Source organism: Lysobacter antibioticus HS124, assembly GCF_000336385.2.
GTDB classification, from domain to species: domain Bacteria; phylum Pseudomonadota; class Gammaproteobacteria; order Xanthomonadales; family Xanthomonadaceae; genus Lysobacter; species Lysobacter firmicutimachus.
The window spans coordinates 19900-45326 of sequence record NZ_HG424559.1 but is presented as its reverse complement, the minus strand read 5'-3'; the positions used below and the strand labels follow the sequence as shown (position 1 = coordinate 45326).

Sequence of the window (25427 nt, the reverse complement as noted above, 5' to 3'; positions counted from 1 at the left end):
TTGTCGCGGCTTACGCCGCTCCTACAGGGGAGGATGGCGGCCGGAGGGTATCGGTGCCTTGCCGCCGCGCACGCTTCCGCGTTTGTAGGAGCGGCGCGAGCCGCGACGACCGCAGCGGTGGACGCAAGCGGGGTATCCGCAGGCCGGACCGTCGGGACAAAGCTTCGGCGCTCGACGATTTGGGCTTCGTTCGGCGGCGCTTTCGACCGTCGCTTCGGTTGTCGCGGCTTACGCCGCTCCTACAGGGGAGGATGGCGGCCGGAGGGTATCGGCGCCTTGCCGCCGCGCACGCTACCGCGTTTGTAGGGGCGGCGTGAGCCGCGACGACCGCAGCGGTGGACGCAAGCGGCGTATCCGCAGGCTGGGACAGTCGGGACAAAACTCCGGCGCTCGCCGATTTGAGCTTCGCTCGGCGGCGCTTTCGACCGTGGCTTCGTTTGTCGCGGCTTACGCCGCTCCTACAGGGGAGGATGGCGGCCGGGGGGTATCGGTGCCTTGCCGCCGCGCACGCTTCCGCGTTTGTAGGAGCGGCGTGAGCCGCGACGACCGCAGCGGTGGACGCAAGCGCGGTATCCGCAGGCTGGGACAGTCGGGACAAAGCTCCGGCGCTCGACGATTTGAGCTTCGTTCGGCGGCGCTTTCGACCGTCGCTTCGGTTGTCGCGGCTTGCGCCGCTCCTACAGGGGGCGATGGCCTCTGTAGGGAACCGATGCCGGCGGCGACGCCCGCGATGGCGCGGCTCAGAACCCGCCGTAGCGCGCCATGGCCGCGGCGAGCACGAACACCGCGCCGAGCAGCACCAGTTCGAAGCGCACGATGGCGCGCATCTTGGCCACGTCGGCGGCCTCGGGCAGGAAGGCGGGGTTGGCGCCCAACGCCTTGCGCCAGCGCAGAAAGCGCACGGTCGGCAGGATCGACAGCAGGCCGACCAGGACGAACGCGCCGAGCTTGGCGTGGAACCAGGGGTTGTGCAGATAGAAGTCGGGGCCCTTGACGCCGAACCACAGCCGCCCCAGGCCGATCGCCAGCAACAGTCCGGCGCAGCCGCCGTAACCGGCGTCGAGCTTGGCCAGACGTTGCAGCACGCCGCCGTCGAGCGGGCCGCGCAGCAGCACCGATTCGGCGACCAGCATCGCGACCAGGGCGAACACCAGCAGGTGATGGGCGGCGGCGAGCAGCAGATCGTTGAGCATGGCGGAGCCTGGTTGGCTGAGGCGGATCGCGATCTTCGCGGCGGGCCGGCGAGCGGGCCGCTGCGGGATGTCGCGCCGCCCGGGCGGGCGAAACCAGCGGCAGTCTGCGCGTGAGCGGAGCGTGCGCAGAAGGCGCGCGGCGCGGTCGAGCGTGCCGCGCGACCGGCTTACCGGCCGCGCAGGCTCAGGCCGCTTCGTCGGTGGCCAGGGTGCGGTCGACGCGGCGGAACCACTCGCCCTCGCGCGGGACGAACATCGAACAGCATTCCATCGGCGCCTTGTAGATGTGCAGCGACACCGCGACCGAGTCGTTGCTGGCGTTGCGGATGGTGTGGTACTCGTGCGGCGGAATCAGGCTGCCAGCGCTGCCGGGACCGGCGTGCATGCCGCCGGCGGCGCGGAAGCGGAAATTCTCGCCGTTGCGCTCGAGCAGCTCGTACTGGGTGATTTCCAGCTCGCCGTCCCACACGCCTTCCACGCACCACAGGCCGCTGTGGTCGTGCATCGGCGTGCCCTGGCCGGGGCCCCAGGTCATCGCGACCACGCTGTAGCCCAGGTCGGGGCTGCGGTAGATTTCGCGCCGCGCGTAATGGTCGTCGATCGGCTCGAACACGCACTCGGGCAGGTGCACGTCGCGGTCGCGGATCATCTTGCACAAGGTGTTGCGCAGGGCCGCGGTGACGGCATGTTCGTCGCCGGCGTTGACGGCGTCGTCGATTGCGGCGACCAGTTTGTCGTGGCCGGGAAAGTCGAGGTCGGGCAGGGCGTCGGTGGCGTTCATGCCGGCGATTCTACGCCGGTCCGCAGCTGGGCGAGAAATCCGCCGACCGCCGGTCCGAAACGGCCGATGTCGACCAGGAAGGCGTCGTGGCCCTGCGGCGATTCCAGCGGCAGAAACTGTGCGTCGGCGCCGCCGGCGCGCAGGCCGTCGGCGATTTCCTGCTGCTGCTGCAGCGGGAACAGGATGTCGGTGTGGACGCCGATCGCCAGGGCCTTCTCGACCCGGATCGCAGCCAGGCCGCGGCGCACCCGTTCATCGTTGTCGAGGCCCGCGCCGTCGCAGTAGTCGCCGAGGTCGAACCAGTCCATCGAGCGGCTCAGGTACAGATAGCAGTTCGGGTCGAACCGACGCACGAATCGGCGCGCATGGCCTTCCAGGTAGCTTTCCACTTCGAACTCCAGGCCGAAGGGCTCTTCCTCGGCGCGGTCGGAGTCCAGCCGCACCCGACCGAAGCGGCCGTCCCATTCCAACGCCGAACGGTAGGTGATGACGCCGAGCTTGCGCGCCATGCGCATGCCCGACTCGGGATAGTGGGCGTCGTCGTAGCGCCCCTGGTTCCACTGCGGGTCGAGCCGGATCGCTTCGCGTTGCAGCGAGCGGATCGCGATCGAGAACGGCAGCGCGCGCGCGGCGCCGGAGATGTTGATGTGGGCGCGGGCCAGGCCGGGATGGCGGATCAGCAGCGCCAGCGCGGTCATGCCGCCCATCGAATTGCCGATCACGCAGGCCAGGCGCTCGATGCCGAGCGCGCGCACCACGTGCGCGGCGGCGTCGGCGCCGTCTTCCACCGACAGTTCGGGAAAACGCAGTCGGTAGGGGGCGCCGGTGGCGGCCTCGATCGAGGCCGGGCCGGTCGAGCCCTTGCAACTGCCCAGCGAATTCACGCAGATCACGAACCAGTGTTTGCTGTCGATCGGCTTGTCGGGGCCGAGCATGGCCTCCCACCAGCCCGGCTCCGGGTTGGCGGCGTTGGCGGCGGCATGGGCGTCGGGCGACAGGCCGGTGACGATCAGGATCGCGTTGTCGCGCTCGGCATTGAGCTCGCCCCAGGTTTCGTAGGCGATGCGGGCGCCGTACAGGGCGCCGCCGCGCTTCATCGGAAACGGCGAGGGCAGGTCGATGTGGCGGGTGCCGGGCGGAATGAATTCGGTCATGCCTGAAACTCGTCTGGCCGGCGGAGCCGGTGTCCTTGGAGGGCGGCGGCGGGCGCCGGCGAGTGCGCGAGGCCGGCCGCAGCGCAGGGTAAACCATCGTCGCCGGACGCGCTGCGCGCCGGCGCGATTCTGTGCCTGGCGCAGCAGTGGCGCTGCGCCGCCGGTCGTGCGTCGCGGCTCACTCGATGGCGCGGTCGATGCGCAGCACGATTTCTGCGGCGTTGCCGCGCACCTGGACCACCACCGGCGCCGACGCGAGGTCGCCGGTTTGCGGCATGGCGTTGCCGCTGGCGGAGATCCGCGCCAACACCTGCACCCGTTCGAGCTGGGACAGCTTGGCGGTCGGCATCGGGCTGTCGCCGTCGTCGAGCACGACCTGCATCGGGAACTTCGTCGCCGCGAGCTTTTCCACCGCGACCGGCATCGGCCGGCCGTCGGCCTGGCGCGCGAGCACGAACAGGCTGGCGCCGGCGGGCACGCGCGCGGCCAGGGCCGGCGCCAGTTCGACCTTGATCTTCAGCCCCGGCGGCGCGGCGGCGGCCGGCGCCGGCAGCGGCGGCAGGCCGGCCTCCTGGCGCGCGCCGTTGATCTGTTCCAGCAGGCTGGCGGCGGTGCCGGCATCGACCACGCCCAGCAGCGGTTCCCAGGTCTGCGCCGCTTCGGCCGGACGCTCGCCCTGGCGGTGGGCGATGCCGAGGAACCAGCGCGCGCGCTGGTGCATCGGCTGTTGCTTCAGGGCGTGCTGCAGCATGCGCACCGCTTGTGCGTCGAAGCGACGGTCGTCGGTCGCCAGCGCGCGCGCTTCGGCGGCCTCGGCGAGCAGGTCCGGGTTGTCGGGCGCCAGCGCCACCGCGCGCGCATAGGCGTCGCGCGCCTTTTGGGTCTGGTTTTCGGCGGTGTAGGCGCTGCCGAGCAGGCGCCAGCCTTCGATCTGGCGCGGATCGCGCTGCAACTCGGCTTCGAGCTGGACGATCGCGTCGGCCAGGGTCTGCGGCGGCTTGCTTTGCTGCGGATCGAGCGCGCGCGGGGCGCCGATCGCCAGATAGATCGCCAGCGTCGCCAACCCCAAGGCCAGGCCGAGGCCGGCGCCGAGCAGCGGCCGGGCGCGCCACAGCGGATAGAGGGTGATGCCGAGCCCGAGCACCACCAGCAGCGCCGCGGCCGCGACGAACATCGACATCGACGCGGACCCCATCGCCACGGCGCTCACCATTCCCGCGCTCACCATTCCTGCTCCTCGTCGCTGCGCGCGTCGGCGGGCGCGCTCGCGTTGCGGCGCCCGCGCGCCAGGCGCGCGACGGCGAAACCGCCGGCCAGCAGCACCAGCGCCGGACCGAACCACAGCAGCCAGGTCTTGGATTCGACCTGCGGCCGGTACAGCACGAACTCGCCATAACGTGCGACCAGGAACTGTTTGATCTGGGCGTCGTCCTGGCCTTGGCGCATCAGGGTCAGCACTTCGCGGCGCAAGTCGCGGGCGATCTGCGCGTTGGAGTCGGCCAGCGATTGGTTCTGGCACATCACGCAGCGCAGTTCGGCGACCAGGGCATGGAAGCGGCGCTCTTCGGCGTCGTCATGGAAGCTCAGCGGCGCCGGGTCGTTGGCGGGCTGGGCGAGCAGCGGAGCGCTCACGACCAGGCTCAGGGCGAGGGCGACGGTCGCCAGGAGTCGGCGCGGACGGGACAAGGCGACAGTGCCGTCAGATCCTTCCCGTCCCCCTGTTTTCGGAAGGGGCCGCAGGGCGAGAAAGAACGCCGATGCCGGCGAGCGCACCGTTGCGCTTCTCCCCCCTTCGAGAAAGAGGGGCGGGGAAGATTCGCTCAGGGGCGCCGTCGCCAGCTTCATCGCGTCTTCTCGACTTCGTCCAGCATCGGTAGCAACTGTTCGGCGACGACCTTGTCGGTCAGCGGGCCGACGTATTTCCAGCGCACGATGCCGCGCGCGTCGACCAGGAAGGTTTCCGGCGCGCCGTAGATGCCCCAGTCGATCGCCGACTTGCCGTCGTAGTCGGTGACGACGATCCAGTACGGATTGCCGTACTGCTCCAGCCAGCGCAGCGCGTCGGCGTGTTCGTCCTTCCAGTTGAAGCCGAGCACGCGCACGCGCTTGGTTTCGGCGAAGCGGGTCAGCACCGGATGCTCGTCGCGGCAGGCCGGGCACCAGCTGCCCCAGACATTGAGCAGGTAGGGCGCGCCGCGCAATTCGTCGGACGACAGCAGACGCCCGGCCTCGTGCAGCACCGGCAGCGAGAATGCCGGCGCCGGCTTGCCGATCAGCGGCGAGGGCAGGGCTTCGCGGTTGGGATTGCGGCTCAGCCACACGCCCGCGGCGAGCAGGACGGCGAGGGCGGCGAATACGGCCAGCGGCAGCCAGCGGCTCTTGTTCATCGGTCAATCTCCATCGTCCGCAGCGCCGGACGTGTCGGCATACGGCCCGTCGTCGGTGCGGCGGTGACGCTCGTGTTCGAAAAAGGCCTCCGGGCCGTGGGCCGTGGCCAGCGCGCCCGGCGCGCCGCGGGCCGGCTTCGGCGCTTGCGCCAGCGCGGGCCGGAAGCGTCGATCGGCCGCGGCGACGAAACCGCCCAGCATCATCAACAGCGCGCCGGCCCAGACCCAGCGAACGAACGGCTTGACGTGCACGCGCACGGCCCAGGCGCCGTTGCCCAACGATTCGCCCAGGGCGACGTACAGATCTCGGGTCAGGCCGCGTTCGATCGCGGCCTCGGTCATGACCTGGCCGCCGCTGGCGTAGGCGCGCTTCTCCGGATGCAGCACGGTCAGCTCGCGGCCGCCGTCGAACACGGTGACGGTGCCGTAATCGGCCTCGTAGTTCGGTCCGACCCGGTGCGCGACCCGGTCGAAACGGAACGCATAACGGCCCAGGTCGACGCTTTGGCCCGGGGCCAGCGCGACTTCGCGTTGCACGCTCAGGCCTTCCACCAGCAGCGCACCGACCAGGAACACGGCCACGCCGAGATGGGCCAGGGTCATGCCCAACATCTCCGCGGTGTAGCGGGTGCCGTCGCCGCGCAGGCGGGTCCAGACGAAGCACAGAGTGCCGGCGCCGACCCAGACCGCGCCGCCCACGCCGGCGGCGACCTTCCACGCCCCTTGCGGAGCGAGGAAGAAGGCGCCGATCGCCGCGCCGAGGGCCAGCCCGAGCCAGGGAACCAGCATCGCCAGCGGCCGCGCCGGTTGCTCACGCTGCCATCGGAACAGCGGACCGAACGGCAGCAGCAGCACCAGCGGCGTCATCAACAACAGGAACATCAGCGCGAAGTACGGCGGGCCGACCGAAATCTTGCCCAGCTCCAGCGCGTCGGCCAGCAGCGGATACAAGGTGCCCAGCAGCACCATCGCGCAGGCGGTGGTCAGCAGCAGGTTGTTGAGCAGCAACAGGGTCTCGCGCGAGGACGCCTGGAACGGTTTGCCCGGGTCCTCGTCCGACGAAGGCGCGCGCAGCGCGTACAGCAGCAGCGAGCCGCCGATCACCAGGCCGAGGAACACCAGCACGAACAGGCCGCGCGAGGGATCGGCGGCGAAGGCGTGCACGCTGGTCAGCACCCCGGATCGGACCAGGAAGGTGCCGAGCAGGGACAGCGAGAATGCCGCGATCGCCAGCAGCAGGGTCCAGCCGCGGAAGCTGCCGCGCTTCTCGGTCACCGCCTGCGAATGCAGCAGCGCCGCGCCGGCCAGCCAGGGCATGAAGCTGGCGTTCTCGACCGGGTCCCAGAACCACCAGCCGCCCCAGCCCAGCTCGTAGTAGGCCCACCACGAGCCCAGGGCGATGCCCAGGGTGAGGAAGGCCCAGGCGATGTTAGTCCAGGGCCGGGTCCAGCGCAGCCAGCGCGCGTCTACCTTGCCGTCGAGCAGGGCCGCGATCGCGAACGCGAACGGCACCGCGAAGCCGACGTAGCCGATGTAGAGCATCGGCGGGTGGATGATCAGGCCCGGGTCTTGCAGCAAGGGATTGAGATCGCGGCCTTCGGCCACCGCCGGCAGCAGGCGCGCGAACGGATTGCTGGTGAAGATCAGGAAGGCGAGGAAGCCGACGCTGACCACGCCCATCACCGCCAGCACGCGCGCGATCACCGGCGCCGGCAGCGCGCGCGAGCACCGCGCCACCGCGCCGGTCCACAACGCCAGCACCAAGGCCCACAGCAACAGCGAGCCCTCGTGCGCGCCCCACACCGCGGAGTAGCGATAGCCCATCGGCAGCAGACTGTTGCTGTTCTCGGCGACGTAGCGCAGGGAGAAGTCCTGGACCACGAAGGCGTGGGTCAGGATGACGAAGGCCAGGCCGACCAGCAGCAATTGCGCGTAAGCGGCCGGACGCGCGATCGCCATCCACGCGCCGATGCCGCGCTGGGCGCCGAGCATCGGCAGCACCGCCTGCACCAGCGACACCAACAGAGCGAGGATCAGGGCGATCTGGCCGAGTTCAGGCAGCATGGAGCGGCTCGCTGGACGGAGTGAGGCGTGAGGCGGTCGTTGCCGAGGCAGCAACAGCAGCAGCGAATTCTGTACGCCCCCACTTTTTCAAAAGGGGGCGGGGGGCGGGAAAGCGCGAAGAAATTCGTACGTCCACGTCCACGCCGATGCTTTTGCTGTTCCCCCCGTGGAAAAAGGAGGGCAAGGGGGAGTCGCCTGTGATCCGATCCAGCGCCGCCATCAACGCGCCGTCTCCTTCCCGCCCGGCGCCGCGACGTCGTGCTTCTGGTGCGCCTTGCCCATCTTGTCGGCGACTTCCTTGGGCATGTAGGTCTCGTCGTGCTTGGCGAGGATTTCCTCGGCGACGAAAGCGTCGCCCTGCATGCGGCCGGTGGCGACCACCGCCTGCTTCTCGCGGAACAGGTCCGGCAGGATGCCGCGGTAACGCACCGCCAGCTCGGCATCGCCGTCGGTGACCCGGAACTGCGAGTCCAGGGTGCCCTGGGTGCGCTGGAACGAGCCGGCCGCGACCATGCCGCCCAGGCGGAAGCGCTTGGCGTCGCCGGCGTCGCCGCGCAGCACTTCGCTGGGCGTGTACAGGTACGCGATGTTGCGCTGCAAGGCGGTGGCGACCAGGGCGGTGGCCACGCCGGCGGCGGCGACCAGGCCGAGCACCCACAGCAGGCGGCGGCGACGGGCGGGATTCATCGGCTCAGTTCTCCGCTGCGGGGGCGCGCGGCCGCGGCGCGCGCGGCGCGCGCGCGGGCCTGGTGCAACTCGCGCCGCACCTGCCAATGGCCGGCGACGAAGTCCCAGCCCAGGACGACGACGAAGACCGCATAGGCGGCGACGATATAGGACAGGTATTCCATCAGCGCGTTTCCTCGCCGGCGCCGGCCAGTTCGGCGACCCAGGCCTTGCCGCGCTCGCGGCGCAGATTGTCGGCGCGGGCGCGGGTCAGCAGCGCGCCGACGAACCACAGCTTGGTGCCGATCAGCATCAACACCAGCGGCATCATCATGCTCGGGTCCAGGCTCGACTTGCCGAGCAGGCGGATGGTCTGGCCCTGGTGCAGCGAGTTCCACCATTCCACCGAGTAACGGATCACCGGCAGCAGGGCGACTCCGACGATGGCCAGCAGGCCCGCCGCGCGCGCGGCCGCGCGGCGGTCGTCGATGGCCTGGTAGAGGCCGATCACGCCCAGGTACAGGAACAGCAGGATCAGTTCGCTGGTCAGGCGCGGGTCCCAGTCCCACCAGGTGCCCCACATCGGCTTGCCCCAGATCGAACCGGTGGCCAGGGTGATGACGGTGAAGCCGGCGCCGATCGGCGCGCAGGCCATGGCCAGGACCTCGCACAGTTTGATCCGCCAGACCAGGGCGATGCCGGCGTACACCGCCATCAGCGCGAACACCGCCATGCTCATCCAGGCGCTGGGCACGTGAATATAAAGAATGCGGAAGCTGTCCTTCTGCTGGTAGTCGGCCGGCACTTGGAACAGGGCCCCGTACAGCCCCCAGGCCATGACCAGCAGGCCCAGGCCGTAGGCCCACGGCGCCCAGCGCGCGGCGAAGCGGTCGAAGTAGGGCGGCGAACCGAGTTGATGGAACCAGCGGACGATGGGATTCATTCAGCGGTTTCGGCGTCCAGGCCCGCCCTTGCGGGCCGGACGGTTGGGGCGCGCCGGTGTGGCCGGCGCGCGGGATCGGTTCACGGCCTCAGGTCAGCGCGATGCGGATCGCCGTCGCGGCCGCCAGCGGCGCCAGCAACAGCGCTATCGCCAGGCCCGCAGCCAGGATCAGCAGGGCGCCGACCGGGTCCAATCCCTGGGCCGAGGCAGCCACGCTGCCGGCGCCGAACACCAGCACGGGAACGTACAACGGCAACGCCAACAAGGCCAGGAGAATACCAGAGCGGCGCATCCCGACCGTCAGCGCGGCAACCACCGCGCCGAGCAAGCTCAGCAGCGGCGTGCCCAGAGCCAGCGAGGCCATCAGCACCGGCAATTGTTGCGCAGGCAGATACAGCAACTGCGCCAGCAGGGGCGTCGCCAGCAGCAGCGGCAGGGCGGTGGTGGCCCAATGCATGAAGGTGCGCACGGCGACCAGCCAGCTCAGCGGCACCGGCGCCAGCATCCATTGCTCCAACGAGCCGTCCTCGGCGTCGCCGCGGAACAGGGTGTCGAGCGAGAGCAGGCCGGCGAGCAGGATCGCCAGCCACAGCACCGCCGCGGCGACCCGGGACAGGGCCTGTTTCTCGCCGCCCAGGGCCAGCGCGAACAGGGTCACCACCAGCAGCGCCAGCAGCGCCGGCTGGGCCGCGTCGCCGCGCCGGCGCCAGAGCAGGCGCAGGTCGCGCAACAGCAGGGCGCGCGCGGCGGCGGCCAGGCCGGGCAGGGCGCGGTGATCGGGAATGGCGCTCGTGCCTGGGGCGCTCATGCCGCCTTCTCCAAGACCAGCATGCGGGTGCGCACCGGCGGCGCAGCGTAGGCGCCGTGGGTGGTGACCAGGGCCGCGCCGCCGTCGCGCAAGTGCGCCTGGACCATGCGGTTGACCAGTTCGATCCCGTCCAGGTCGAGGTTGGCGTAGGGCTCGTCGAGCAGCCACAGCGGCGCAGGCGAGGTCCACAGCCGCGCCAGCGACAGGCGCTTCTTCTGCCCGGCCGAGAGCTGGCGCGCCAGCGCGTCCTCGTAACCGGCCAGGCCGACGATCGCCAGCGCGTGCTCGGGCGACTGACTGGGGCGCCGGCCCTGCAGGCCGCACAGGAAGTTCAGGTTCTCCAGCGCGCTGAGGTCGGCCTTGAAGCCGGGCAGGTGGCCGAGATAGGCCATGGCGCGGGCGCGGTGGGCGGCGTCGGCGGGACGGCCGTCGAGTTCGATCCGGCCCCCGTCCGCGGGCAGCAGGCCGGCCAGCACCCGCAACAGCGTGGTCTTGCCGGCGCCGTTGTCGCCCTGGACCAGCAGGGCCTCGCCGGCGTCGACCGCGAAATCCAGCGGGCCGAACACCGGTTCGTCGTTGCGCGCGAAGCGCAGGGCGCGGGATTGCAGCAGCGGCGGGTGGGGGTCGGGTGTGGACGTCATCGGCGGCGAGCGTGCGGCCGGCGGGGCCGCGGATCGCCCAGTTTATGCGAGTCGGCGCCCGGCCCAGCAGGGGGCGGTCGAGACGAGCTCAGGCGCCGACCCAGTCCGTGTAGTCCGAGCGCTCGGCATCCGCGGGGCGGGCGATCAGCATGCGCAGCCGGACCGGCTCGCCACGGCTCCAGGCCAGCACGCCGGCCTGGCCGAAATCGCGCGCCAGGGCGTTGGCGGCGAAATCGTCGAGATCGGCCAGCAGCCAGCCCGGCTCGCGCCATTCGCCGGCCGCGTCTTGCGCCCAGGCGGCGTGACGTGGGATGCCGGCGGCTTCCAGGCGCGCGATCAGGCGCTCGTCGGCGGCGCGGTTGGCGCTCTCGGAGTGCGGCTCGGAGGCTGGGTTCCAGGCGCTGACGAACAGATAGCGCGCCGCCGGCCAGTAGGCCTCCAGATCGCCGGCCGGGCGTCCGACACGCAAGGGCAGGGCGTCGCCGTCCAGCGCCACCGCGTACTCGGCGGCGGCGTAGGCGAGCGCCAGCTCGGCGGCATTGACGACCTGCAATTCGCGCATGAGCGCAGTGTCGGGCGGGGCGCGATGCAGCGCAAATCCGGCCGACGGGCGGCGCGGGTCGGGCCGGGCTGGTCGCGGAGCCGGTTCGTCCGCGGCGTGCTTGTCGGGGGCGGCTCGTCAGGGGCTGGTTTGTCCAGGGCTGCGCCGGCATACCGATATGAGCGCGGGGAATCGCTGACGCCGGCTGCGGTCTCACGTCCTGCAATCGCGATTTCGTACACTCGCGGTTTCCGTGTGCGACCCCTGCCAGGCCCATGACGCCCGAAACCAAGCTGCCCAAGGTCGGTACCACCATCTTCACCGTGATGTCGCAGCTCGCGCTCGAGCACCAGGCGGTCAATCTCGGCCAGGGCTTCCCCGACTTCGACGTACCCGCGCGTCTGGTCGACGCGCTCGCCCGGGCGATGCGCGAAGGCAAGAACCAATACGCGCCGATGACCGGCATTCCGGCCCTGCGCCAGGCCATTGCCGCCAAGACCGAGCGCTGCTACGGCTACCGGCCCGACGCCGATGCCGAGATCACCGTCGTTTCCGGCGCCAGCGAGGCCATCTTCGACGCGGTGCAGGCGGTGGTGCGGCCGGGCGAGGAGGTGATCGTGCTGGATCCGTGCTACGACAGCTACGAGCCGGCGATCGATCTGGCCGGCGGCCGCGCCGTGCACGTGCCGCTGGACCCGCAGACCTTCGCGGTCGACTGGGAGCGGGTGCGCGCCGCGGTCACGCCCAGGACCCGCTTGCTGATGATCAACTCGCCGCACAACCCCTCCGGGGCCATGTTCGACGCCGACGACATCGTCCGCCTGAGCGAGCTGCTGCGCGATACCGGCATCTATCTGTTGTCCGACGAGGTCTACGAACACATCGTCTTCGACGGCCGCCGCCACGAATCCGTGCTGCGTTACCCGGAACTGCGCGAACGGGCCTTCGTCGTGTCCAGCTTCGGCAAGACCTACCACTGCACCGGCTGGAAGATCGGCTACTGCATCGCGCCGCCGGCGCTGTCGGCCGAACTGCGCAAAGTGCACCAGTACAACAGTTTCTGCAGTTTCGCCCCGGCGCAGTGGGCGTTCGCCGAGATGATCGAGGCCGAGCCGGAGCATTACCAACAGCTCGGCGCCTTCTACCAGGCCAAGCGCGACGCTTTCCGCGATCAGTTGCTGGGCACGCGGCTGCGTCCGTTGCCGGTGCCGGGCGGCTACTTCCAACTGGTCGATTACGCGCAGGTCAGCGATCTGGACGACGTCGCGTTCTGCCGTTGGCTGACGATCGAGAAAGGCGTGGCGGCGATCCCGTTGTCGCCGTTCTACGAAACCGCGCCGGCCGGGCAGCGCCTGGCGCGACTGTGTTTCGCCAAGAATCCGGCCACGCTGGATGCGGCGATCGAACGCCTGGCCCGACTTTGAGTAGCAACTCTAGATTGCACAAAAACTGCGTGACCACTTGCACACTGCTTTGACTTCGGTCTAACCTTCGCTTACGAGTGTCGGCAGACGCTCGAACGACGGCGCAGCCGTCTAGCAAGGGGGAGTTCATGGACAGAACGATCGTCATCCGCTGCACGTTGCGCGCAGCCCGTATCTCGCGAACCGAAGCATCCGCGGCCGACGCCGTTCGCGTCGCCGCAAAAAATGTGTCTTCTGTCGCAGTTTCGTCCGCTCCTGTCCGGACAACCCAATTCCAACAATGACCGCGGCGACGCCGTCGCAGCGCCTGAATCCAGGCGCGGCCGGCGCCACCGCGGACTAACTCGTGCGTCAGCTCATTACCTAGCCGGGGAAAGCGTGAGACATACAACTGCAACCAGCCCTCGTTTGTGGACCGCGATTCTGCTGGCGACCGCGCTGGCCGGGTGCGCCACAAGGCCCGCGCCGGATTTCGGCGGCCGCTGGAAGCCGGTCAACCGGTATTCCGAGGCTCCGAGCGAAATCCCGCTGCACCAGTCCTATGTGTTCTATCCCTCGCCGATGGACGGGACGCTCAAGGCCATGCTCACCCGTTGGGCCCAGGACACGAGCATGCAGCTGGACTACCAGCACTACTCCGATTTCACCCTGCACCAGGGCGTGTCGACCATCAACAGCACCAGCCTGCCGGACGCGATCAGCCAGTTGAACACGGCTTACGCGGCGCAGGGCGTGGTGATCGCGCGCGAAGGCGACCGTATCGTGGTGCGCACGGCGCCGTCCGCGCCGGCGGCCGGCGGCGGCGGCGAGGCGGCCGGTCCGACGCCCTGATCCATCGACGGGCCCCTAGGCCCCAGGTACCGGCGAGGGAACGGTTCGGATGCCGTTCCGCCTTGTCGGCAACGATCGCATAGTGATGGATGCAGCCCAGATGTTCGGAAAAAAGCCCGTAACCCCGCAAATCGAAAATGCCGTCGCCAAGGCGGCCAACTATGAAGTCACCGTCGCCGACATCGCCCGCAAGAGCGAGCGCCGGGCCTGGATCGTCGCCTGGTGCTCGGTCGTGATGTCGCTGATCCTGGCCGGCGGCTACTTCTACTTCCTGCCGCTGAAGGAGAAGGTGCCCTACGTGGTGCTGGCGGACGCCTACAACGGCACCGCGACCGTGGCCCGCCTGGCCAACGACTTCACCAACCCTTCGATCGCCACCAGCGAGGCGATCAACAAGGCCAACATTTCCCAGTTCATCATGGCCCGCGAGTCGTACGACTACTCGCAGATCGGCCAGAAGGACTGGGGCACCGTGTTCGCCATGGCGGTCCCGCAGGTGACCAGCGGCTATTCGGCGTTGTTCAAGAACGACAACCCGAACAACCCGATCAACCTTTACGGCAAGAGCAAGACCCTGCGGGTCAAGATCCTCAGCATCCAGCTGCAGGGCGACAAGAACGTCGATTCGAAGGCCAAGGTGGCGACGGTCCGCTTCCAGCGCAGCGTCTACAACAAGGACTCCGGCGGCTCGACCCCGCTCGACAGCAAGATCGCCACGATCGAGTACCTGTACAAGTCGAACCTGAAGATGGACGAGCTTAACCGTTTGGCCAATCCGCTCGGCTTCCAGGTCATCGGCTACCGGGTCGACAACGACTACGCCGCCTCGCCGCCGATCGCGACCGAAAACTACGATCCCAGCGCCGCGCCGCAGCCGGCCGCCGCGCCGCAGCCGCAGGGCTACCCGCAGCAGGGGTATCCGCAGGGCTATCCGCAGCAGCCGGGCGCGCCCGGTCAGCCCGGCGTCGCCCCCGCGCAGCCCGGCGCCGCGCCGGCGGGCTATCCGCCCGGCACCGTGCCGCCGCAGCCGGGCCAGCCTGGCGCTCCGCTTCCCAACAACCCCGCCGCCAATCCGGCAATGACGCCGGCGGCCGCCCAAGCTGCACCGACTGGCAATGCGAATGGAGTCAGCAACCGATGAACTGCCTGCGTAAACATCGCCTGGCCGCCCTGATGTTCCTGGCGGTTTCCGGCCTCGCGCAACCCGCTTCGGCCCAGGTCATCCAGGAATACGAGTACGAGGCCAACCGGATCTACACGGTGCGCACCGGCCTGGGCATCACCACCCAGATCGAACTCAGCCCGAGCGAGAACATCCTCGACTACAGCACCGGCTTCAGCTCCGGCTGGGACCTGAGCCGTCGCGACAACGTGTTCTACATCAAGCCGAAGAACGTCGACGTCGACACCAACATGATGATCCGTACGAGCACCCACTCGTACATCTTCGAGTTGAAGGTGGTCGCCACCGACTGGCGCGTGCTCGAGCAGGCCAAACAGGCCGGCGTGCAGTACAAGATCAAGTTCGTCTACCCGAACGGCACCGAGTTCTCGAGCGCCAAGGAGGCCAAGCCCGAGGAACCGACCCCGGAGCTGAACACCACGCTCGACAAGAACCGCGTCTACAACTTCGACTACCAGTACTCGAGCCGCAAGAAGCAGTCCTGGCTGGTGCCGACCAACGTTTACGACGACGGCCAGTTCACCTACATCAAGATCAGCGGGCTGAAGTCGCTGCCGACCGGCAACTTTCCCGCGGTGTTCGGCCGCGAACGCGAAGGCAGCGAAGACTTCGTCGTCAACACCACGGTCCAGGACAACACGATCGTGGTGCACGGGACCTATCCCTACTTGATCATCCGGCACGGCAATAACGTCGTCGGTCTGCGCAGGAAGAAGCAGAAATGAGCCAGAACATTCCGCCCAACACGCCCGGCCAGCAGCCGGACGACAACAACGGCCAGCAGGGCGCTTACGGCTATGCCGGTGCCGGCGCCAACCCCTATTACGGCCAGCAGCAGGCCGCCGCGGCGCCGAACCTGGACGCCGGCGCGCCGATGCTCAAGTCGGCCGACGTGCAGAAGCTCAACCGTAAGGCGCTGCTGTTCCTCGGCGGCATCGTCCTGCTGCTGATCATCGCTGCGGTGTGGATGTTCAAGAGCGCGACCTCGGGCGACGACGACAAGAAGCCGGTCGAGGAAGAGGTGGTCAACATTCCGGAGCTGCCCAAGGCCGCGGCCGACAATGCGCCGCCGCTGCCGCCGGTCGAGCCGGTGCAGGAAATGCCGCCGCTGCCGATGGCCCAGGACCCGACGCCTCCGCCGATGGAAGAGCGCGAGCCGCAGCCGCAGGAAGAGCAGGGGCCGCGTCCGCCGTCGCTGCTCGAGCGTCGCATGGGCATGGTCGAAGGCGGCGGCTACGCCAGCGCCGGCGGCGGTTCCGATGGCGGCAACGACCCTTACGCGGCGGCCATGGCGGCCGCGGTGCAGGCCAACACGCCCGGCGGCGGCGCCAAGGCGCGCGACGAGCGCGACATGCCGACCAGCGCCCAGCCGCTATACAACCCGGACACGCTGCTGCTGCGCGGCACCTACATCCGTTGCGTGATGGAGACCCGCATCGTCACCGATATCCCGGGCTTCACCTCCTGCATCGTGACCGAGCCGACCTATTCGGTGAACGGCCGTCGTCTGCTGCTGCCGAAGGGCTCGAAGATCTCCGGCCGCTACCAGTCCGACAACATCACCGGGCCGCGCGTGTCGGTGATCTGGGACCGCATCACCACCCCGAACGGCATCGACGTGAACATGGCCAGCCCGGGCGTGGACAACCTGGGCGGCGCCGGCCATGTCGGCGACTACAACGCGCACTGGGGCAGCCGCATCGCCTCGGCCCTGCTGATCAGCCTGATCAGCGACGCGTTCAAGTACGCCGCCGCGGAGAATGGTCCGCGCTCGACCGAAGTCAGCACCAGCGGCAACATCGTCTCGACGCCGTACGAGAGCAACACCGCCGAAGCGATGGAGCGTCTGGCCAACCAGGCCCTGGACAAGAGCATCAACCGTCCGGCGACCGTGACCATCAACCAGGGCACGATCGTCAACGTCTACGTCGCCAAGGACGTCGACTTCTCGTCGGTGATGAGGTGAGCCGTTCGCGGCCGCAGTAACGATGGACGCAGACAATTCACCGATCGCGCAGGTTTCCAACGCGTTCCTGGAGTATCAGTACCAGGTGCTCGGCATCCTGGAGTACATGAACTCCCCGGACGTCACCGAAATCTGCATCAACCGGCCGGGCGAACTCTATCTGGAGACTCGCGCCGGCTGGAACCGGATCGAAGTGCCGAGCCTGACTTTCGAGCGGGCCCGGCAGTTCTGCACCGCGGTGGTCAACGAGAGCAACACCGGCCAGCGCATTACCGATGCCGACCCGGTGGTCTCGTTGACCTTTCCGACCGGCCAGCGCGCGCAGTTCGTGATCCCGCCGGCCTGCGACGCGGGCAAGGTGTCGATCACGATCCGATTGCCGTCCAAGCACAGCAAGACCCTGGCGCAGTACCAGGAAGACGGCTTCTTCAACCAGATCCTGGAAGGCGCGCACACCATCAGCGACCACGACCGGGAGCTGCTGGAGTTGCGCGCGCAGCGCAACTACGCCGATTTCTTCCGCAAGGCGGTGCAATACAAGAAGAATGTCGTCGTCGCCGGCGCCACCGGCAGCGGCAAGACCACCTTCATGAAGTCGCTGGTCGGCCATATTCCGCAGTACGAACGGCTGGTGACGATCGAGGACGCGCGCGAACTCTTCATCGAGCAGCCGAATGTGGTGCACTTGCTCTACTCAAAAGGTGGACAAAGCACCAGCAATGTCACGGCCAAGAGCTGCATGGAGGCCTGTCTGCGAATGAAGCCGGATCGGATCATCCTGGCCGAGCTGCGCGGCGACGAATCGTTCTACTTCATTCGTAACTGTGCCTCGGGCCACCCGGGATCGATCACCAGCTGTCACGCCGGCAGCACCGCGCAGACCTGGGATCAGCTCGCGCTGATGGTGAAGGCGTCCAACGAAGGGTCGGGGCTGGAGTTCGCGGTCATCAAGCGGCTGTTGATGATGACCATCGATATCGTGGTGCACATCAAGGCCCATGCGGGCCAGCGATACATCACCGGCATCGACTTCAACCCGGAGCGCGCCTTCGCCGAGTGAGGCGAGGACGCTGAACGGCCTGAACTGTGACACAGATGTGCACGGCCATTGACATTGCTGGCTCCAGAATGAATCATTGCTGCGTCAATGCGACTTGCGATAAGTCCTTCATTTCTGGAATGTTTGCAGGGGGTCGGCGCCACGGTCGGCACGGGGGGATCAAGGAATGTTGCCCGGAATTGAGTTGACGAACTGCACGGGCTTGGCCGTCCCGCACGAGGTGATGCAACACGTCGTGCGCGTGGAGTCCTCGTTCAATCCCTACGCCATCGGCGTGGTCGGCGGCCGCCTGGTCCGCCAGCCCAAGAACCTGTCCGAAGCCGTGGCCACCGCGCGCATGCTCGAGCGCCGCGGCTACAACTTTTCCCTCGGCGCCGCGCAGGTCAACCGCTACAACCTGGAAAAGTACGGCCTGGAGTCGTACGAGAAGGCTTTCGAGGTCTGCCCGAACCTGCAGGCCGGCTCCAAGATCCTGGCCGAGTGCTACAGCCGCTCCGGCTCGGACTGGGGCAAGTCCTTCAGTTGCTACTACTCCGGCAACTTCGTCACCGGTTTCCGGCACGGCTACGTGCAGAAGATCTACGCATCGATCAACAGGGCCGCTGCGGCCGAGTCCGACGGCCAGGCGATCGCCCTGGCCGGTGTGCCGGCCCCCGTTCAGCGCCGGGTCGGCAGCGCGCCGATGTCCGCCGCCGCCGCGACCGCCACCGCCCGCGGGGTCTACGCCCCCGGCCGGCAGAGCGGTCCGCAGCGCTTGGCGGCCGCTTTGGGCGTTGCCGCGCCGCTAGCGGCGCCGGCGCCGGTCATGGCCGCTGCCCCGACCCCGATGCCGTTACCTACGCCAGTGGTAGTGGGGCCCCAGCCTCCTGCCGCGGCGGTCCGACTTGCTCCGGCCGGTGCGGCCGCGGCCCAGCCGCAGCCCAACCAGCCGGTCAAGGTGATGCCGATGAACGCGGCCACGGCGGCTGCGCCTGTCGCTTCCGCGCCGGCAACGGCGGTTTCCCCGGGAGACCAGGCCTTCGTCTTTTGATTGTTGATGTCCTCCACCGACCCCGTAAGCGATACCGTTTTCCTCGACCACCACTGACCACTCGCTAAAAAGAAGGGATTTCTTCATGAATACCACCATCCTCAAGAATTTCGCTTCGGCCTTCGCCATGGCCGTCATGTTCGTCGCCCTGCTGGCTCTGCCGGAGCTGGCCTTCGCCCAGAACCCGGCCGAAGGCCGCGTCAAGGGCTTCCTCGACAACCTGAACGGCCTGCTGAACATCGCTTCGGTCGCGATCGTGACCATCGCCGTGATTTTCGCCGGCTACCAGATCGCCTTCGCCCACAAGCGCATCTCGGACGTCGCTCCGGTCCTGCTCGGCGGCTTCCTGATCGGCGCCGCGGCCCAGCTGGCCAAGATGGTGATCCCGGAAGACGTCGGCGCCGACCCGGGCATGATCCTGTCCGCCCTGTCGCTGTATGCATAAGAACGTACTGTTTCGCGGCTGCACGCGCCCGCCGATGTTCCTCGGCGTGCCGTACGTGCCGTTCGCGATCGGCGCGGGCACCAGCCTGCTGCTGACGTTCTACATCGACATGTTCTGCATCCTGCTGCTGCCGATCGTGATTTTCATCATGCGCCAGATGGCCCGGCGCGACGAGATGATCTTCCGGCTGCTCGGGCTGCGGCTGCAGTTCCGCATGCGGGTCCGCAACCTGCAGAAGAACGGCAGCATGTGGGTGTTCTCGCCGAACCTCTATCGCAACCCTGGCGAAAAGAGCAAGGCATAGTGCCGTAAACCGAACGCCATTGCGGCCCGCCGCAATGGCGTTCGGCGCAGTACCGCAGTCAGGTTCGGAACCTGCGACGGCCGAGGCCGGCGCGGGCTCCGCCCACTTCCCAATGCAGACACCAAGCGCCGCCACATGCTGAGTCCAGACGCTCCCATCAGCGAATTCATCCCGCTGTCCACCCATGTCTCGCCCACGGTGATCAAGACCACCGGCGGCGATTACATGCTGGTGTGGCACCTGGGCGGCCTGCCGTTCGTCGGCCGCGAGGAGTGGGAGCTGGAGCACCGGCACAACACTTTCAATCGCATGCTGCAGACGCTGCGCGCGCCGGATTTCACCAACGTCGCGTTCTGGGTCCACGACGTGCGCCGCAAGCGCCGGATCAAGACCGAGAGCAAGTTCGGCCAGACGTTCAACCAGCAGCTCTCCGACGGCTATTTCGCCTCGCTGTCGGGGCAGAAGCTGATGCAGAACGAGCTGTACCTGACGATGATTTACCGCCCGATCGTGTCGGGCAAGCGGCTGACCGAGAAGTCTTCGAACGTGCAGCAGCTGCAGGAACAGCAGGACCAGGCCATCGCCAAGGTGCTGGAACTGGCCAGCAACGTCGAAGCGGTGCTGAAGGACTACGCGCCGTACCGGCTGGGCATGTACGAAGCCAAGAACGGCGTGGTCTTCTCCGAGGCGTTGGAGTTCTTCGGCTACGTGCTCAACCGCATCGACGAGCCGGTGCCGGTGCTGCCGGCGCCGGTCTACAACTACCTGCCGGTCAGCCGCCACACCTTCGCCAGCAAGACCGGCGACTTCGTGGTCACCACGCCGACCGGGCAGAACCATTTCGGCGCGATCCTCAACGTCAAGGAATACACCGACGGTACCTACCCGGGCATCCTCAACGGCCTGAAGTACCTGGATTTCGAGTACGTGGTGACCCATTCGTTCAGTCCGATGGGCCGCCAGGACGCGCTCAAGGTGCTCGACCGCACCAAGGGCATGATGATCTCCTCCGGCGACAAGGCGGTCAGCCAGATCGTCGAGCTCGATTACGCGATGGACCAGCTCGCCTCGGGCAACTTCGTGCTCGGCGAGTACCACTTCAGCTTCACCGTGTATGCCGACAGCCAAGAAGCGCTGGCGCAGAACATCGCCATGACCCGCGCCGAGCTGTCCAACGCCGGCTTCGTCTCGGTCAAGGAAGACCTGGCCGTGACCGCCGCGTACTACGCCCAGTTCCCGGGCAACTGGAAGTATCGCACGCGCCTGGCCAACGTCAGCTCGCTGAACTTCCTCGGCCTGTCGCCGCTGCACAACTTCGCCACCGGCAAGAAAGAGAACAACCCCTGGGGCGAATGCGTCACCACGCTGCAGACCACCAACGGGCAGCCGTACTACTTCAATTTCCACGCCACCCATCCGGCCGAGAACTCGCTCGGCGAGAAGGCGATCGCCAACACCATGGTGATCGGCAAGTCCGGTACCGGTAAGACCGCGCTGATCAACTTCCTGCTCAGCCAGGTGCAGAAGCTGCAGCCGGTGCCGACGATCTTCTTCTTCGACAAGGACCGCGGCGCTGAGATCTTCGTCCGCGCCTGCGGCGGCAACTACCTCGCCCTCGAGAACGGCCAGCCCACCGGCTTCAACCCGTTCCAGTGCGAGAACACCGAAACCAACGTCCAGTTCCTGTCGGACCTGATCAAGGTGCTGGCCGGCAAGACGGTGTACTCGGCGCGCGAGGAGGAAGACATCTTCCGCGCGGTCGAGAACATCCTCGATACGCCGATGCACCTGCGCAGCATGACCAACCTGCAGAAGAGCCTGCCCAACATGGGCGACGACGGCCTGTATGCGCGGCTGCGCAAGTGGACCGCGGGCAATTCGCTGGGCTGGGTGTTCGACAATCCGGTCGACACGATCAACCTCGAGAAGGCCAGCATCATCGGCTTCGACTACACCGACGTGATCGACAACGTCGAAGTGCGCGTACCGGTGATCAACTACTTGCTGCACCGGCTGGAAGAGCTGATCGACGGCCGCCCGCTGATCTACGTCATGGACGAATTCTGGAAGATCCTCGACGGCGGCGGCGCGCTCAAGGAATTCGCCAAGAACAAGCAGAAGACCATCCGTAAGCAGAACGGCCTGGGCATCTTCGCCACCCAGAGCCCGGAAGACGCGCTGGCCAGCGACATCTCGGCCTCGCTGATCGAGCAGACCGCGACCTTGATCCTGCTGCCCAACCCGAACGCCAGCCGCGAGGACTACATCGAAGGCCTCAAGCTCACCGACGCCGAGTACCAGGTGGTCAAGAGCCTGGACGAGCGCTCGCGTTGCTTCCTGGTCAAGCAGGGCCACGCCGCGACCGTCTGCCAGTTGAACCTGCGCGGCATGGACGACGCGCTGGCGGTGATCTCCTCGTCGACCGACAACATCGAGATCATGCACCAGGTGGTGGAGAAAGCAGCGCACAAGGCCGGCGTGGCGGCGGACGATCTCAGTCCCGACGCCTGGCTGCAGGATTTCTACGACAACCGCAAGGGCTCGGGCAAGGGCGGCGCGAAGAGCGCTTCGCCTAGCCGGTCCGCCGCTTAATCACGCGATCACCTTGAACCGCAACGTCAAGCGCGACTACGAGATCAGGAGAAAAGGAAGATGAAGACCATGAATGCCAAGCAGGCGATGAAGAAGAACCTGGCCGTTGCGGTCCTGGCGGCAGGCTGCGTCCTCGGTATCGGCAGCGCCAACGCGCAGTGGGTGGTGACCGACCCGGGCCACACCATCCAGAACATCGTTACCCAGATCAAGGGTTTCGCCGAGCGCTACGGCCAGCACATCAAGGAATACACCAAGCTGCAGCAGCAGGTTCAGCACTTCCAGCAGCAGGTCATTCAGATCTCCAGCATGCTGCAGAGCATCGGCATGCCGACCCAGCAGCCCTGGGCCGAGATCAGCAACAGCGAGCGCAACAAGCGCATCACCGACCGCTGCTCGACCGGCGGCGGCGGCCTGCTCGGTTCGCTGGCCAGCGTCTTCAAGCTCAACCCGAACGGCGACCTGGCCGAGCAGCAGAAGCAGATCTGCGCCAACATCGTCACCGCCAAGGTCGACAAGTACAACTACACGGTGCGCTTCGCCACCCAGACCCTGCCGCAGATCGAAAAGCAGATCAAGGATCTGGAATCGCAGCGCAAGCAGAACAACAAGCAGGGCAACCTGGAAACCGTCGCCAACGACTCCACCCGCCTGGCCAACAGCATGAGCGCCAGCTTCCAGATCTATCAGGGTCAGATGCAGGCGTACGACAACTACGTGCTGCAGATGGAAGACGAGCAGCGCGAGCTGGTCAAGACGGCGATGAAGGGCCGCAACGACATCCTGGGCTCGGTGTTCAAAGGCGTCGCGCTCGACAAGGCGTTGAACTGATAACGGCGCAAGCCATGGGGCATGGAACGTGCCGGGACCTTCCGGCACGGCGTTATGGATGCACTAGACCGGGGTAATCGACCCTAGGGGATGTGGCGGCATGAACAAGGCATTCGAAATTTTCAGCGGTTTGCAGGGCAGCCTGATGGGCTGGCTGGCGCCGCGCGTCGATTCGATCGGGGACTTCATCTTTTTCCGATTGATCCTCAAGTACCTCCGCAAGGAGATCAACAAGTTCGGCGTCGAGATGATGGGCAACGCGATGGAGTGGGCCGGCGGCATTGCCCTCACCTTGCTGACCCTGTGGATCTTGATCCAGGGCTACCGCATCGCTACCGGCCAGTCGCGCGACTCGATGATGGCCCTGGTGACCAACTCGCTGCGCGCCACCCTGATCGTCGGTGCGGCCACGACCATGGCCATGTTCGGCACCCCGGTGCAGAAATTCCTGAGCGAAGACGTCAAGCAGGAAATCCACTGGGTGGTCACCGGCGACAACACCAAGCCGGAGGACGCGATCGACGAGAGCCTGGGCTGGATGCAGGTCGCCTGGTCGAGCATCGACATGCTCGACGTGATGGACGACAAGGTCCTCGACGACCAGAAGACCCGGGCGATGTGGTTCGTCGGCGTCGGCGCCGGCGGCCCCGCGGTGACGGCCGGCATCTCGCTCCTGCTGTACGAGATCGCCATGGCCTTGTTCATCGGCTTCGGGCCAATATTCATCCTGTGTTTGCTGTTCGACCAGACAAAGCAGCTGTTCAGCAAGTGGCTGTACTATGGCATCGGAACGATGTTCTCGATGGCGGTGCTCAGCGCGATGATTTCGATCTCGCTGAAGATGGTGACCAAGGTCGCACTCGCGTTCTGGGGCTCGGCCCTGGCCGGCAAGCTGATCGGTTTGAACGTGACCGACGGCATGTCCAGTCAGGCCCTGCAGCAGGGCGGTCTGGGCCTGATCCTGTCGATCCTGATCATCAGCGCACCGCCGATGGCCGCAATGTTCTTCCAAGGCGTGTTGGGTCAGTTCAGCAGCTACAACAACTTCGCGGCGGGCGCTCAGCAATCGGCCTCGCCGGGCGGCGGGATTCCGCCGAGCCAGAGCTACAGCCGTGGGTATGAGGGTGGTGGGTATCAGCCGCAACCTAACGTGACTCAAGGTGTAGATGCCGGCGGTGGGAGAAACTCAGCTACGCCCCAGATGGTAACGGGTAGAGGTAATACTCCTGTTCACCAAGATGCAGTTAAGACAGGGCCGCGTGAATAGTCGTTGAGTGCTATCCACGCTAGGTCTAAAAGATTCGAGCGTGGATAGCCATAGGAGGCTGTGATGCGAGTTGCTGCGTTGGCTTTGTTGCTGTTGGGCATGAGTGGAGCTGTTTATGCTCAATGCCCCGCTGGCATTCCGAATACGCCCGGATGCATCCCTCCCGACGGCCCAGGCTGGCGGCACAACATGCCGGCGCAAAATCCTTCGCAGCCGGCTCCGTCTCCGCGTCCAAAGTGGTCTTCTCGGTGGGGCGCGGTGGCCATCGACACCAGCAATAATGCGGTCGGCGCCGCCTCGGCGGCTGTTACCAAGCGTGCGGCGGAGAAGGAAGCGCTCGCTTATTGCAGTTCTAAGGGCGGCGGCGGTTGCAAAATCAGTCTTACCTATACCAACCAATGCGGCGTGGTGGCGTGGGGCGATGATGGCTTCTATGCCGCTGCCCATGCGGCAACCGTCCCCTTGGCATCCGAACTCGCGATGGATCGGTGCGCTGAATCGTCGAATAATTGCAAGGTCTTGTACTCGGACTGCGCCTACGCAGTTCCCGCGCAGTAGGGTTCGTGTATTTCCAAGAACGGCGCCCTCGGGCGCCGTTCTTGTTTGATTTTGTCGTTCTTATCTAAGACGATGCCTAGTTTCACGGCCGCCGGCAATGATATGAGCATTAAGCACGCACTCTGGGTGATCGGACTTGCTCTGACCGCTCATGCATGGGACGTCGCTGCCCAATGCCCGGCTGGCGTCCCATCGGCGGGGAATCCGCAGTGCGTTCCGCCCAATGCGCCGGGTTGGCGCCATGGCGCGCCTGCGTCGTCGCAAGAAAGCGTCGTTCCACGTCCCCGATGGAAGCGGACATGGGGGGCGATCGCGGCGGATGGCGTCAGTGCCGCCCTGGGCGCGGCCTCTGGTGAAGACTCCAAGGGCCAGGCCGAGAAAGTCGCGTTGAAGCGTTGCCGCGAACAAGGCGGCAAGCAGTGCGTGCTGGATGTCTCCTACTACGACCAATGCGCGGTGTTGGTGACCGGCAAGTCGCGGTATCTGACGCAGACCGCGATCTCGATCGAACGGGCCTCGGAGCTTGGGATCGAGAAGTGCAGCGCCCGCGATACGGAGTGCCGCGTTTACTACTCCAATTGCTCGCTACCGGTACGCGTCGACTGACCGCAACCATGAGTATCGCTATTGCGGTATCGTCGTTCCCAATCGCTGAATCACACTAAATGGCGCCTTTATGGCGCCATTTTTTTTATGCGATGAATTCCCTCCGTGGCGCCGCGAGACGCTAGGATCGGCTACTCGACACATTGTGGTTC

General features: G+C 67.0%; 26 protein-coding genes and 1 pseudogene. 14 read left to right on the top strand and 13 right to left on the bottom strand.

Going from position 1 to position 25427, the window contains the following annotated elements; all coding sequences use genetic code 11:
- Positions 1-740 precede the first annotated feature (740 nt).
- The 13 genes and pseudogenes from TX83_RS18555 to TX83_RS18495 all read right to left on the bottom strand — a co-directional run bounded on the left by TX83_RS18555 (position 741) and on the right by TX83_RS18495 (position 11199).
- The gene (locus TX83_RS18555; RefSeq protein ID WP_064749462.1) at positions 741-1193 is read right to left on the bottom strand and encodes a DUF2214 family protein; all 453 of its coding nucleotides are present in this window, start codon (positions 1191-1193) and stop codon (positions 741-743) included.
- Positions 1194-1377: 184 nt separating this feature from the next.
- A complete protein-coding gene (locus tag TX83_RS18550) occupies positions 1378-1974 on the bottom strand; it encodes a cysteine dioxygenase family protein (protein WP_064749461.1) in 597 nt (198 codons plus the stop codon).
- Positions 1971-3128: a homoserine O-acetyltransferase MetX gene (metX, locus tag TX83_RS18545; RefSeq protein WP_064749460.1), complete on the bottom strand. Its 1158-nt coding sequence runs from the start codon at positions 3126-3128 to the stop codon at positions 1971-1973. Before metX ends, TX83_RS18550 begins: the two co-directional genes overlap by 4 nt.
- Before the next feature lie 178 nt (positions 3129-3306).
- On the bottom strand, positions 3307-4308 hold the full coding sequence (locus TX83_RS18540; RefSeq protein WP_064749497.1) for a tetratricopeptide repeat protein: 1002 nt from the start codon (positions 4306-4308) through the stop codon (positions 3307-3309).
- 41 nt (positions 4309-4349) lie between these two features.
- Complete coding sequence (locus tag TX83_RS18535; RefSeq protein ID WP_064749496.1) at positions 4350-4793, bottom strand: cytochrome c-type biogenesis protein; 444 nt, start codon at positions 4791-4793, stop codon at positions 4350-4352.
- Positions 4794-4969: 176 nt separating this feature from the next.
- Positions 4970-5515, bottom strand: a complete 546-nt coding sequence (locus TX83_RS18530; protein WP_064749459.1) for a DsbE family thiol:disulfide interchange protein — start codon at positions 5513-5515, stop codon at positions 4970-4972.
- Positions 5516-5674: 159 nt separating this feature from the next.
- Positions 5675-7579: pseudogene (locus TX83_RS18525) on the bottom strand (heme lyase CcmF/NrfE family subunit); the annotation flags it as partial.
- 219 nt (positions 7580-7798) lie between these two features.
- Complete coding sequence (gene ccmE, locus TX83_RS18520) at positions 7799-8266, bottom strand: cytochrome c maturation protein CcmE (RefSeq protein ID WP_064749458.1); 468 nt, start codon at positions 8264-8266, stop codon at positions 7799-7801.
- Positions 8263-8430, bottom strand: coding sequence for a heme exporter protein CcmD (gene ccmD, locus TX83_RS18515; protein WP_075575252.1), 168 nt, complete (start codon positions 8428-8430; stop codon positions 8263-8265). The genes ccmE and ccmD overlap by 4 nt, the downstream gene beginning before the upstream one ends.
- Complete coding sequence (gene ccmC, locus TX83_RS18510; protein WP_064749457.1) at positions 8430-9188, bottom strand: heme ABC transporter permease CcmC; 759 nt, start codon at positions 9186-9188, stop codon at positions 8430-8432. Before ccmC ends, ccmD begins: the two co-directional genes overlap by 1 nt.
- A gap of 88 nt (positions 9189-9276) precedes the next feature.
- Positions 9277-9996, bottom strand: a complete 720-nt coding sequence (gene ccmB / locus TX83_RS18505) for a heme exporter protein CcmB (protein ID WP_064749456.1) — start codon at positions 9994-9996, stop codon at positions 9277-9279.
- The gene (gene ccmA, locus TX83_RS18500) at positions 9993-10637 is read right to left on the bottom strand and encodes a heme ABC exporter ATP-binding protein CcmA (RefSeq protein ID WP_064749455.1); all 645 of its coding nucleotides are present in this window, start codon (positions 10635-10637) and stop codon (positions 9993-9995) included. Before ccmA ends, ccmB begins: the two co-directional genes overlap by 4 nt.
- Before the next feature lie 88 nt (positions 10638-10725).
- On the bottom strand, positions 10726-11199 hold the full coding sequence (locus TX83_RS18495; protein ID WP_064749454.1) for a DUF3293 domain-containing protein: 474 nt from the start codon (positions 11197-11199) through the stop codon (positions 10726-10728).
- A 254-nt stretch (positions 11200-11453) separates the two neighbouring features.
- On the opposite strand from TX83_RS18495, the gene TX83_RS18490 reads away from it, so the two are divergent.
- The 14 genes from TX83_RS18490 to TX83_RS18425 all read left to right on the top strand — a co-directional run bounded on the left by TX83_RS18490 (position 11454) and on the right by TX83_RS18425 (position 25275).
- A complete protein-coding gene (locus tag TX83_RS18490) occupies positions 11454-12602 on the top strand; it encodes a pyridoxal phosphate-dependent aminotransferase (RefSeq protein ID WP_064749453.1) in 1149 nt (382 codons plus the stop codon).
- Positions 12603-13010: 408 nt separating this feature from the next.
- Positions 13011-13433: a hypothetical protein gene (locus TX83_RS18485; protein WP_064749452.1), complete on the top strand. Its 423-nt coding sequence runs from the start codon at positions 13011-13013 to the stop codon at positions 13431-13433.
- An 85-nt stretch (positions 13434-13518) separates the two neighbouring features.
- Entirely contained in the window at positions 13519-14574 is a 1056-nt protein-coding gene (locus TX83_RS18480) for a virB8 family protein (RefSeq protein ID WP_064749451.1), read from the top strand.
- 32 nt (positions 14575-14606) lie between these two features.
- Positions 14607-15341, top strand: coding sequence for a TrbG/VirB9 family P-type conjugative transfer protein (locus TX83_RS18475; RefSeq protein ID WP_425606109.1), 735 nt, complete (start codon positions 14607-14609; stop codon positions 15339-15341).
- Positions 15338-16582 (top strand): TrbI/VirB10 family protein, encoded by a 1245-nt coding sequence (locus TX83_RS18470; RefSeq protein ID WP_064749449.1) that lies wholly within the window; start codon positions 15338-15340, stop codon positions 16580-16582. The genes TX83_RS18475 and TX83_RS18470 overlap by 4 nt, the downstream gene beginning before the upstream one ends.
- A 22-nt stretch (positions 16583-16604) precedes the next feature.
- Positions 16605-17642 (top strand): P-type DNA transfer ATPase VirB11, encoded by a 1038-nt coding sequence (gene virB11 / locus TX83_RS18465; protein WP_064749448.1) that lies wholly within the window; start codon positions 16605-16607, stop codon positions 17640-17642.
- 178 nt (positions 17643-17820) lie between these two features.
- Positions 17821-18672 (top strand): lytic transglycosylase domain-containing protein, encoded by an 852-nt coding sequence (locus TX83_RS18460; protein WP_186442649.1) that lies wholly within the window; start codon positions 17821-17823, stop codon positions 18670-18672.
- Positions 18673-18757: 85 nt separating this feature from the next.
- The gene (locus TX83_RS18455; RefSeq protein WP_075575250.1) at positions 18758-19117 is read left to right on the top strand and encodes a TrbC/VirB2 family protein; all 360 of its coding nucleotides are present in this window, start codon (positions 18758-18760) and stop codon (positions 19115-19117) included.
- On the top strand, positions 19110-19421 hold the full coding sequence (locus TX83_RS18450) for a type IV secretion system protein VirB3 (RefSeq protein WP_064749446.1): 312 nt from the start codon (positions 19110-19112) through the stop codon (positions 19419-19421). The genes TX83_RS18455 and TX83_RS18450 overlap by 8 nt, the downstream gene beginning before the upstream one ends.
- A 135-nt stretch (positions 19422-19556) precedes the next feature.
- Entirely contained in the window at positions 19557-22013 is a 2457-nt protein-coding gene (locus tag TX83_RS18445; protein WP_064749445.1) for a VirB4 family type IV secretion/conjugal transfer ATPase, read from the top strand.
- A gap of 60 nt (positions 22014-22073) precedes the next feature.
- Complete coding sequence (locus TX83_RS18440) at positions 22074-22844, top strand: DUF4141 domain-containing protein (RefSeq protein ID WP_064749444.1); 771 nt, start codon at positions 22074-22076, stop codon at positions 22842-22844.
- 100 nt (positions 22845-22944) lie between these two features.
- Positions 22945-24111: a type IV secretion system protein gene (locus tag TX83_RS18435; RefSeq protein ID WP_079248312.1), complete on the top strand. Its 1167-nt coding sequence runs from the start codon at positions 22945-22947 to the stop codon at positions 24109-24111.
- A gap of 258 nt (positions 24112-24369) precedes the next feature.
- Positions 24370-24669 (top strand): DUF4189 domain-containing protein, encoded by a 300-nt coding sequence (locus tag TX83_RS23475; protein ID WP_075575249.1) that lies wholly within the window; start codon positions 24370-24372, stop codon positions 24667-24669.
- A 102-nt stretch (positions 24670-24771) separates the two neighbouring features.
- Positions 24772-25275: a DUF4189 domain-containing protein gene (locus tag TX83_RS18425; protein WP_075575257.1), complete on the top strand. Its 504-nt coding sequence runs from the start codon at positions 24772-24774 to the stop codon at positions 25273-25275.
- Positions 25276-25427: the final 152 nt, after the last annotated feature.

Bases quoted from the DNA above. Each gene is read 5' to 3' on its own strand.
- TX83_RS18555 (WP_064749462.1), bottom strand. From the start codon at position 1,193: ATGCTCAACGATCTGCTGCTCGCCGCCGCCCATCACCTGCTGGTGTTC.
- TX83_RS18550 (WP_064749461.1), bottom strand. From the start codon at position 1,974: ATGAACGCCACCGACGCCCTGCCCGACCTCGACTTTCCCGGCCACGAC.
- metX (WP_064749460.1), bottom strand. From the start codon at position 3,128: ATGACCGAATTCATTCCGCCCGGCACCCGCCACATCGACCTGCCCTCG.
- TX83_RS18540 (WP_064749497.1), bottom strand. From the start codon at position 4,308: ATGTCGATGTTCGTCGCGGCCGCGGCGCTGCTGGTGGTGCTCGGGCTC.
- TX83_RS18530 (WP_064749459.1), bottom strand. From the start codon at position 5,515: ATGAACAAGAGCCGCTGGCTGCCGCTGGCCGTATTCGCCGCCCTCGCC.
- ccmE (WP_064749458.1), bottom strand. From the start codon at position 8,266: ATGAATCCCGCCCGTCGCCGCCGCCTGCTGTGGGTGCTCGGCCTGGTC.
- ccmD (WP_075575252.1), bottom strand. From the start codon at position 8,430: ATGGAATACCTGTCCTATATCGTCGCCGCCTATGCGGTCTTCGTCGTC.
- ccmC (WP_064749457.1), bottom strand. From the start codon at position 9,188: ATGAATCCCATCGTCCGCTGGTTCCATCAACTCGGTTCGCCGCCCTAC.
- ccmB (WP_064749456.1), bottom strand. From the start codon at position 9,996: ATGAGCGCCCCAGGCACGAGCGCCATTCCCGATCACCGCGCCCTGCCC.
- ccmA (WP_064749455.1), bottom strand. From the start codon at position 10,637: ATGACGTCCACACCCGACCCCCACCCGCCGCTGCTGCAATCCCGCGCC.
- TX83_RS18495 (WP_064749454.1), bottom strand. From the start codon at position 11,199: ATGCGCGAATTGCAGGTCGTCAATGCCGCCGAGCTGGCGCTCGCCTAC.
- TX83_RS18490 (WP_064749453.1), top strand. From the start codon at position 11,454: ATGACGCCCGAAACCAAGCTGCCCAAGGTCGGTACCACCATCTTCACC.
- TX83_RS18480 (WP_064749451.1), top strand. From the start codon at position 13,519: ATGGATGCAGCCCAGATGTTCGGAAAAAAGCCCGTAACCCCGCAAATC.
- TX83_RS18475 (WP_425606109.1), top strand. From the start codon at position 14,607: ATGTTCCTGGCGGTTTCCGGCCTCGCGCAACCCGCTTCGGCCCAGGTC.
- TX83_RS18470 (WP_064749449.1), top strand. From the start codon at position 15,338: ATGAGCCAGAACATTCCGCCCAACACGCCCGGCCAGCAGCCGGACGAC.
- virB11 (WP_064749448.1), top strand. From the start codon at position 16,605: ATGGACGCAGACAATTCACCGATCGCGCAGGTTTCCAACGCGTTCCTG.
- TX83_RS18455 (WP_075575250.1), top strand. From the start codon at position 18,758: ATGAATACCACCATCCTCAAGAATTTCGCTTCGGCCTTCGCCATGGCC.
- TX83_RS18450 (WP_064749446.1), top strand. From the start codon at position 19,110: ATGCATAAGAACGTACTGTTTCGCGGCTGCACGCGCCCGCCGATGTTC.
- TX83_RS18445 (WP_064749445.1), top strand. From the start codon at position 19,557: ATGCTGAGTCCAGACGCTCCCATCAGCGAATTCATCCCGCTGTCCACC.
- TX83_RS18440 (WP_064749444.1), top strand. From the start codon at position 22,074: ATGAAGACCATGAATGCCAAGCAGGCGATGAAGAAGAACCTGGCCGTT.
- TX83_RS18435 (WP_079248312.1), top strand. From the start codon at position 22,945: ATGAACAAGGCATTCGAAATTTTCAGCGGTTTGCAGGGCAGCCTGATG.
- TX83_RS18425 (WP_075575257.1), top strand. From the start codon at position 24,772: ATGAGCATTAAGCACGCACTCTGGGTGATCGGACTTGCTCTGACCGCT.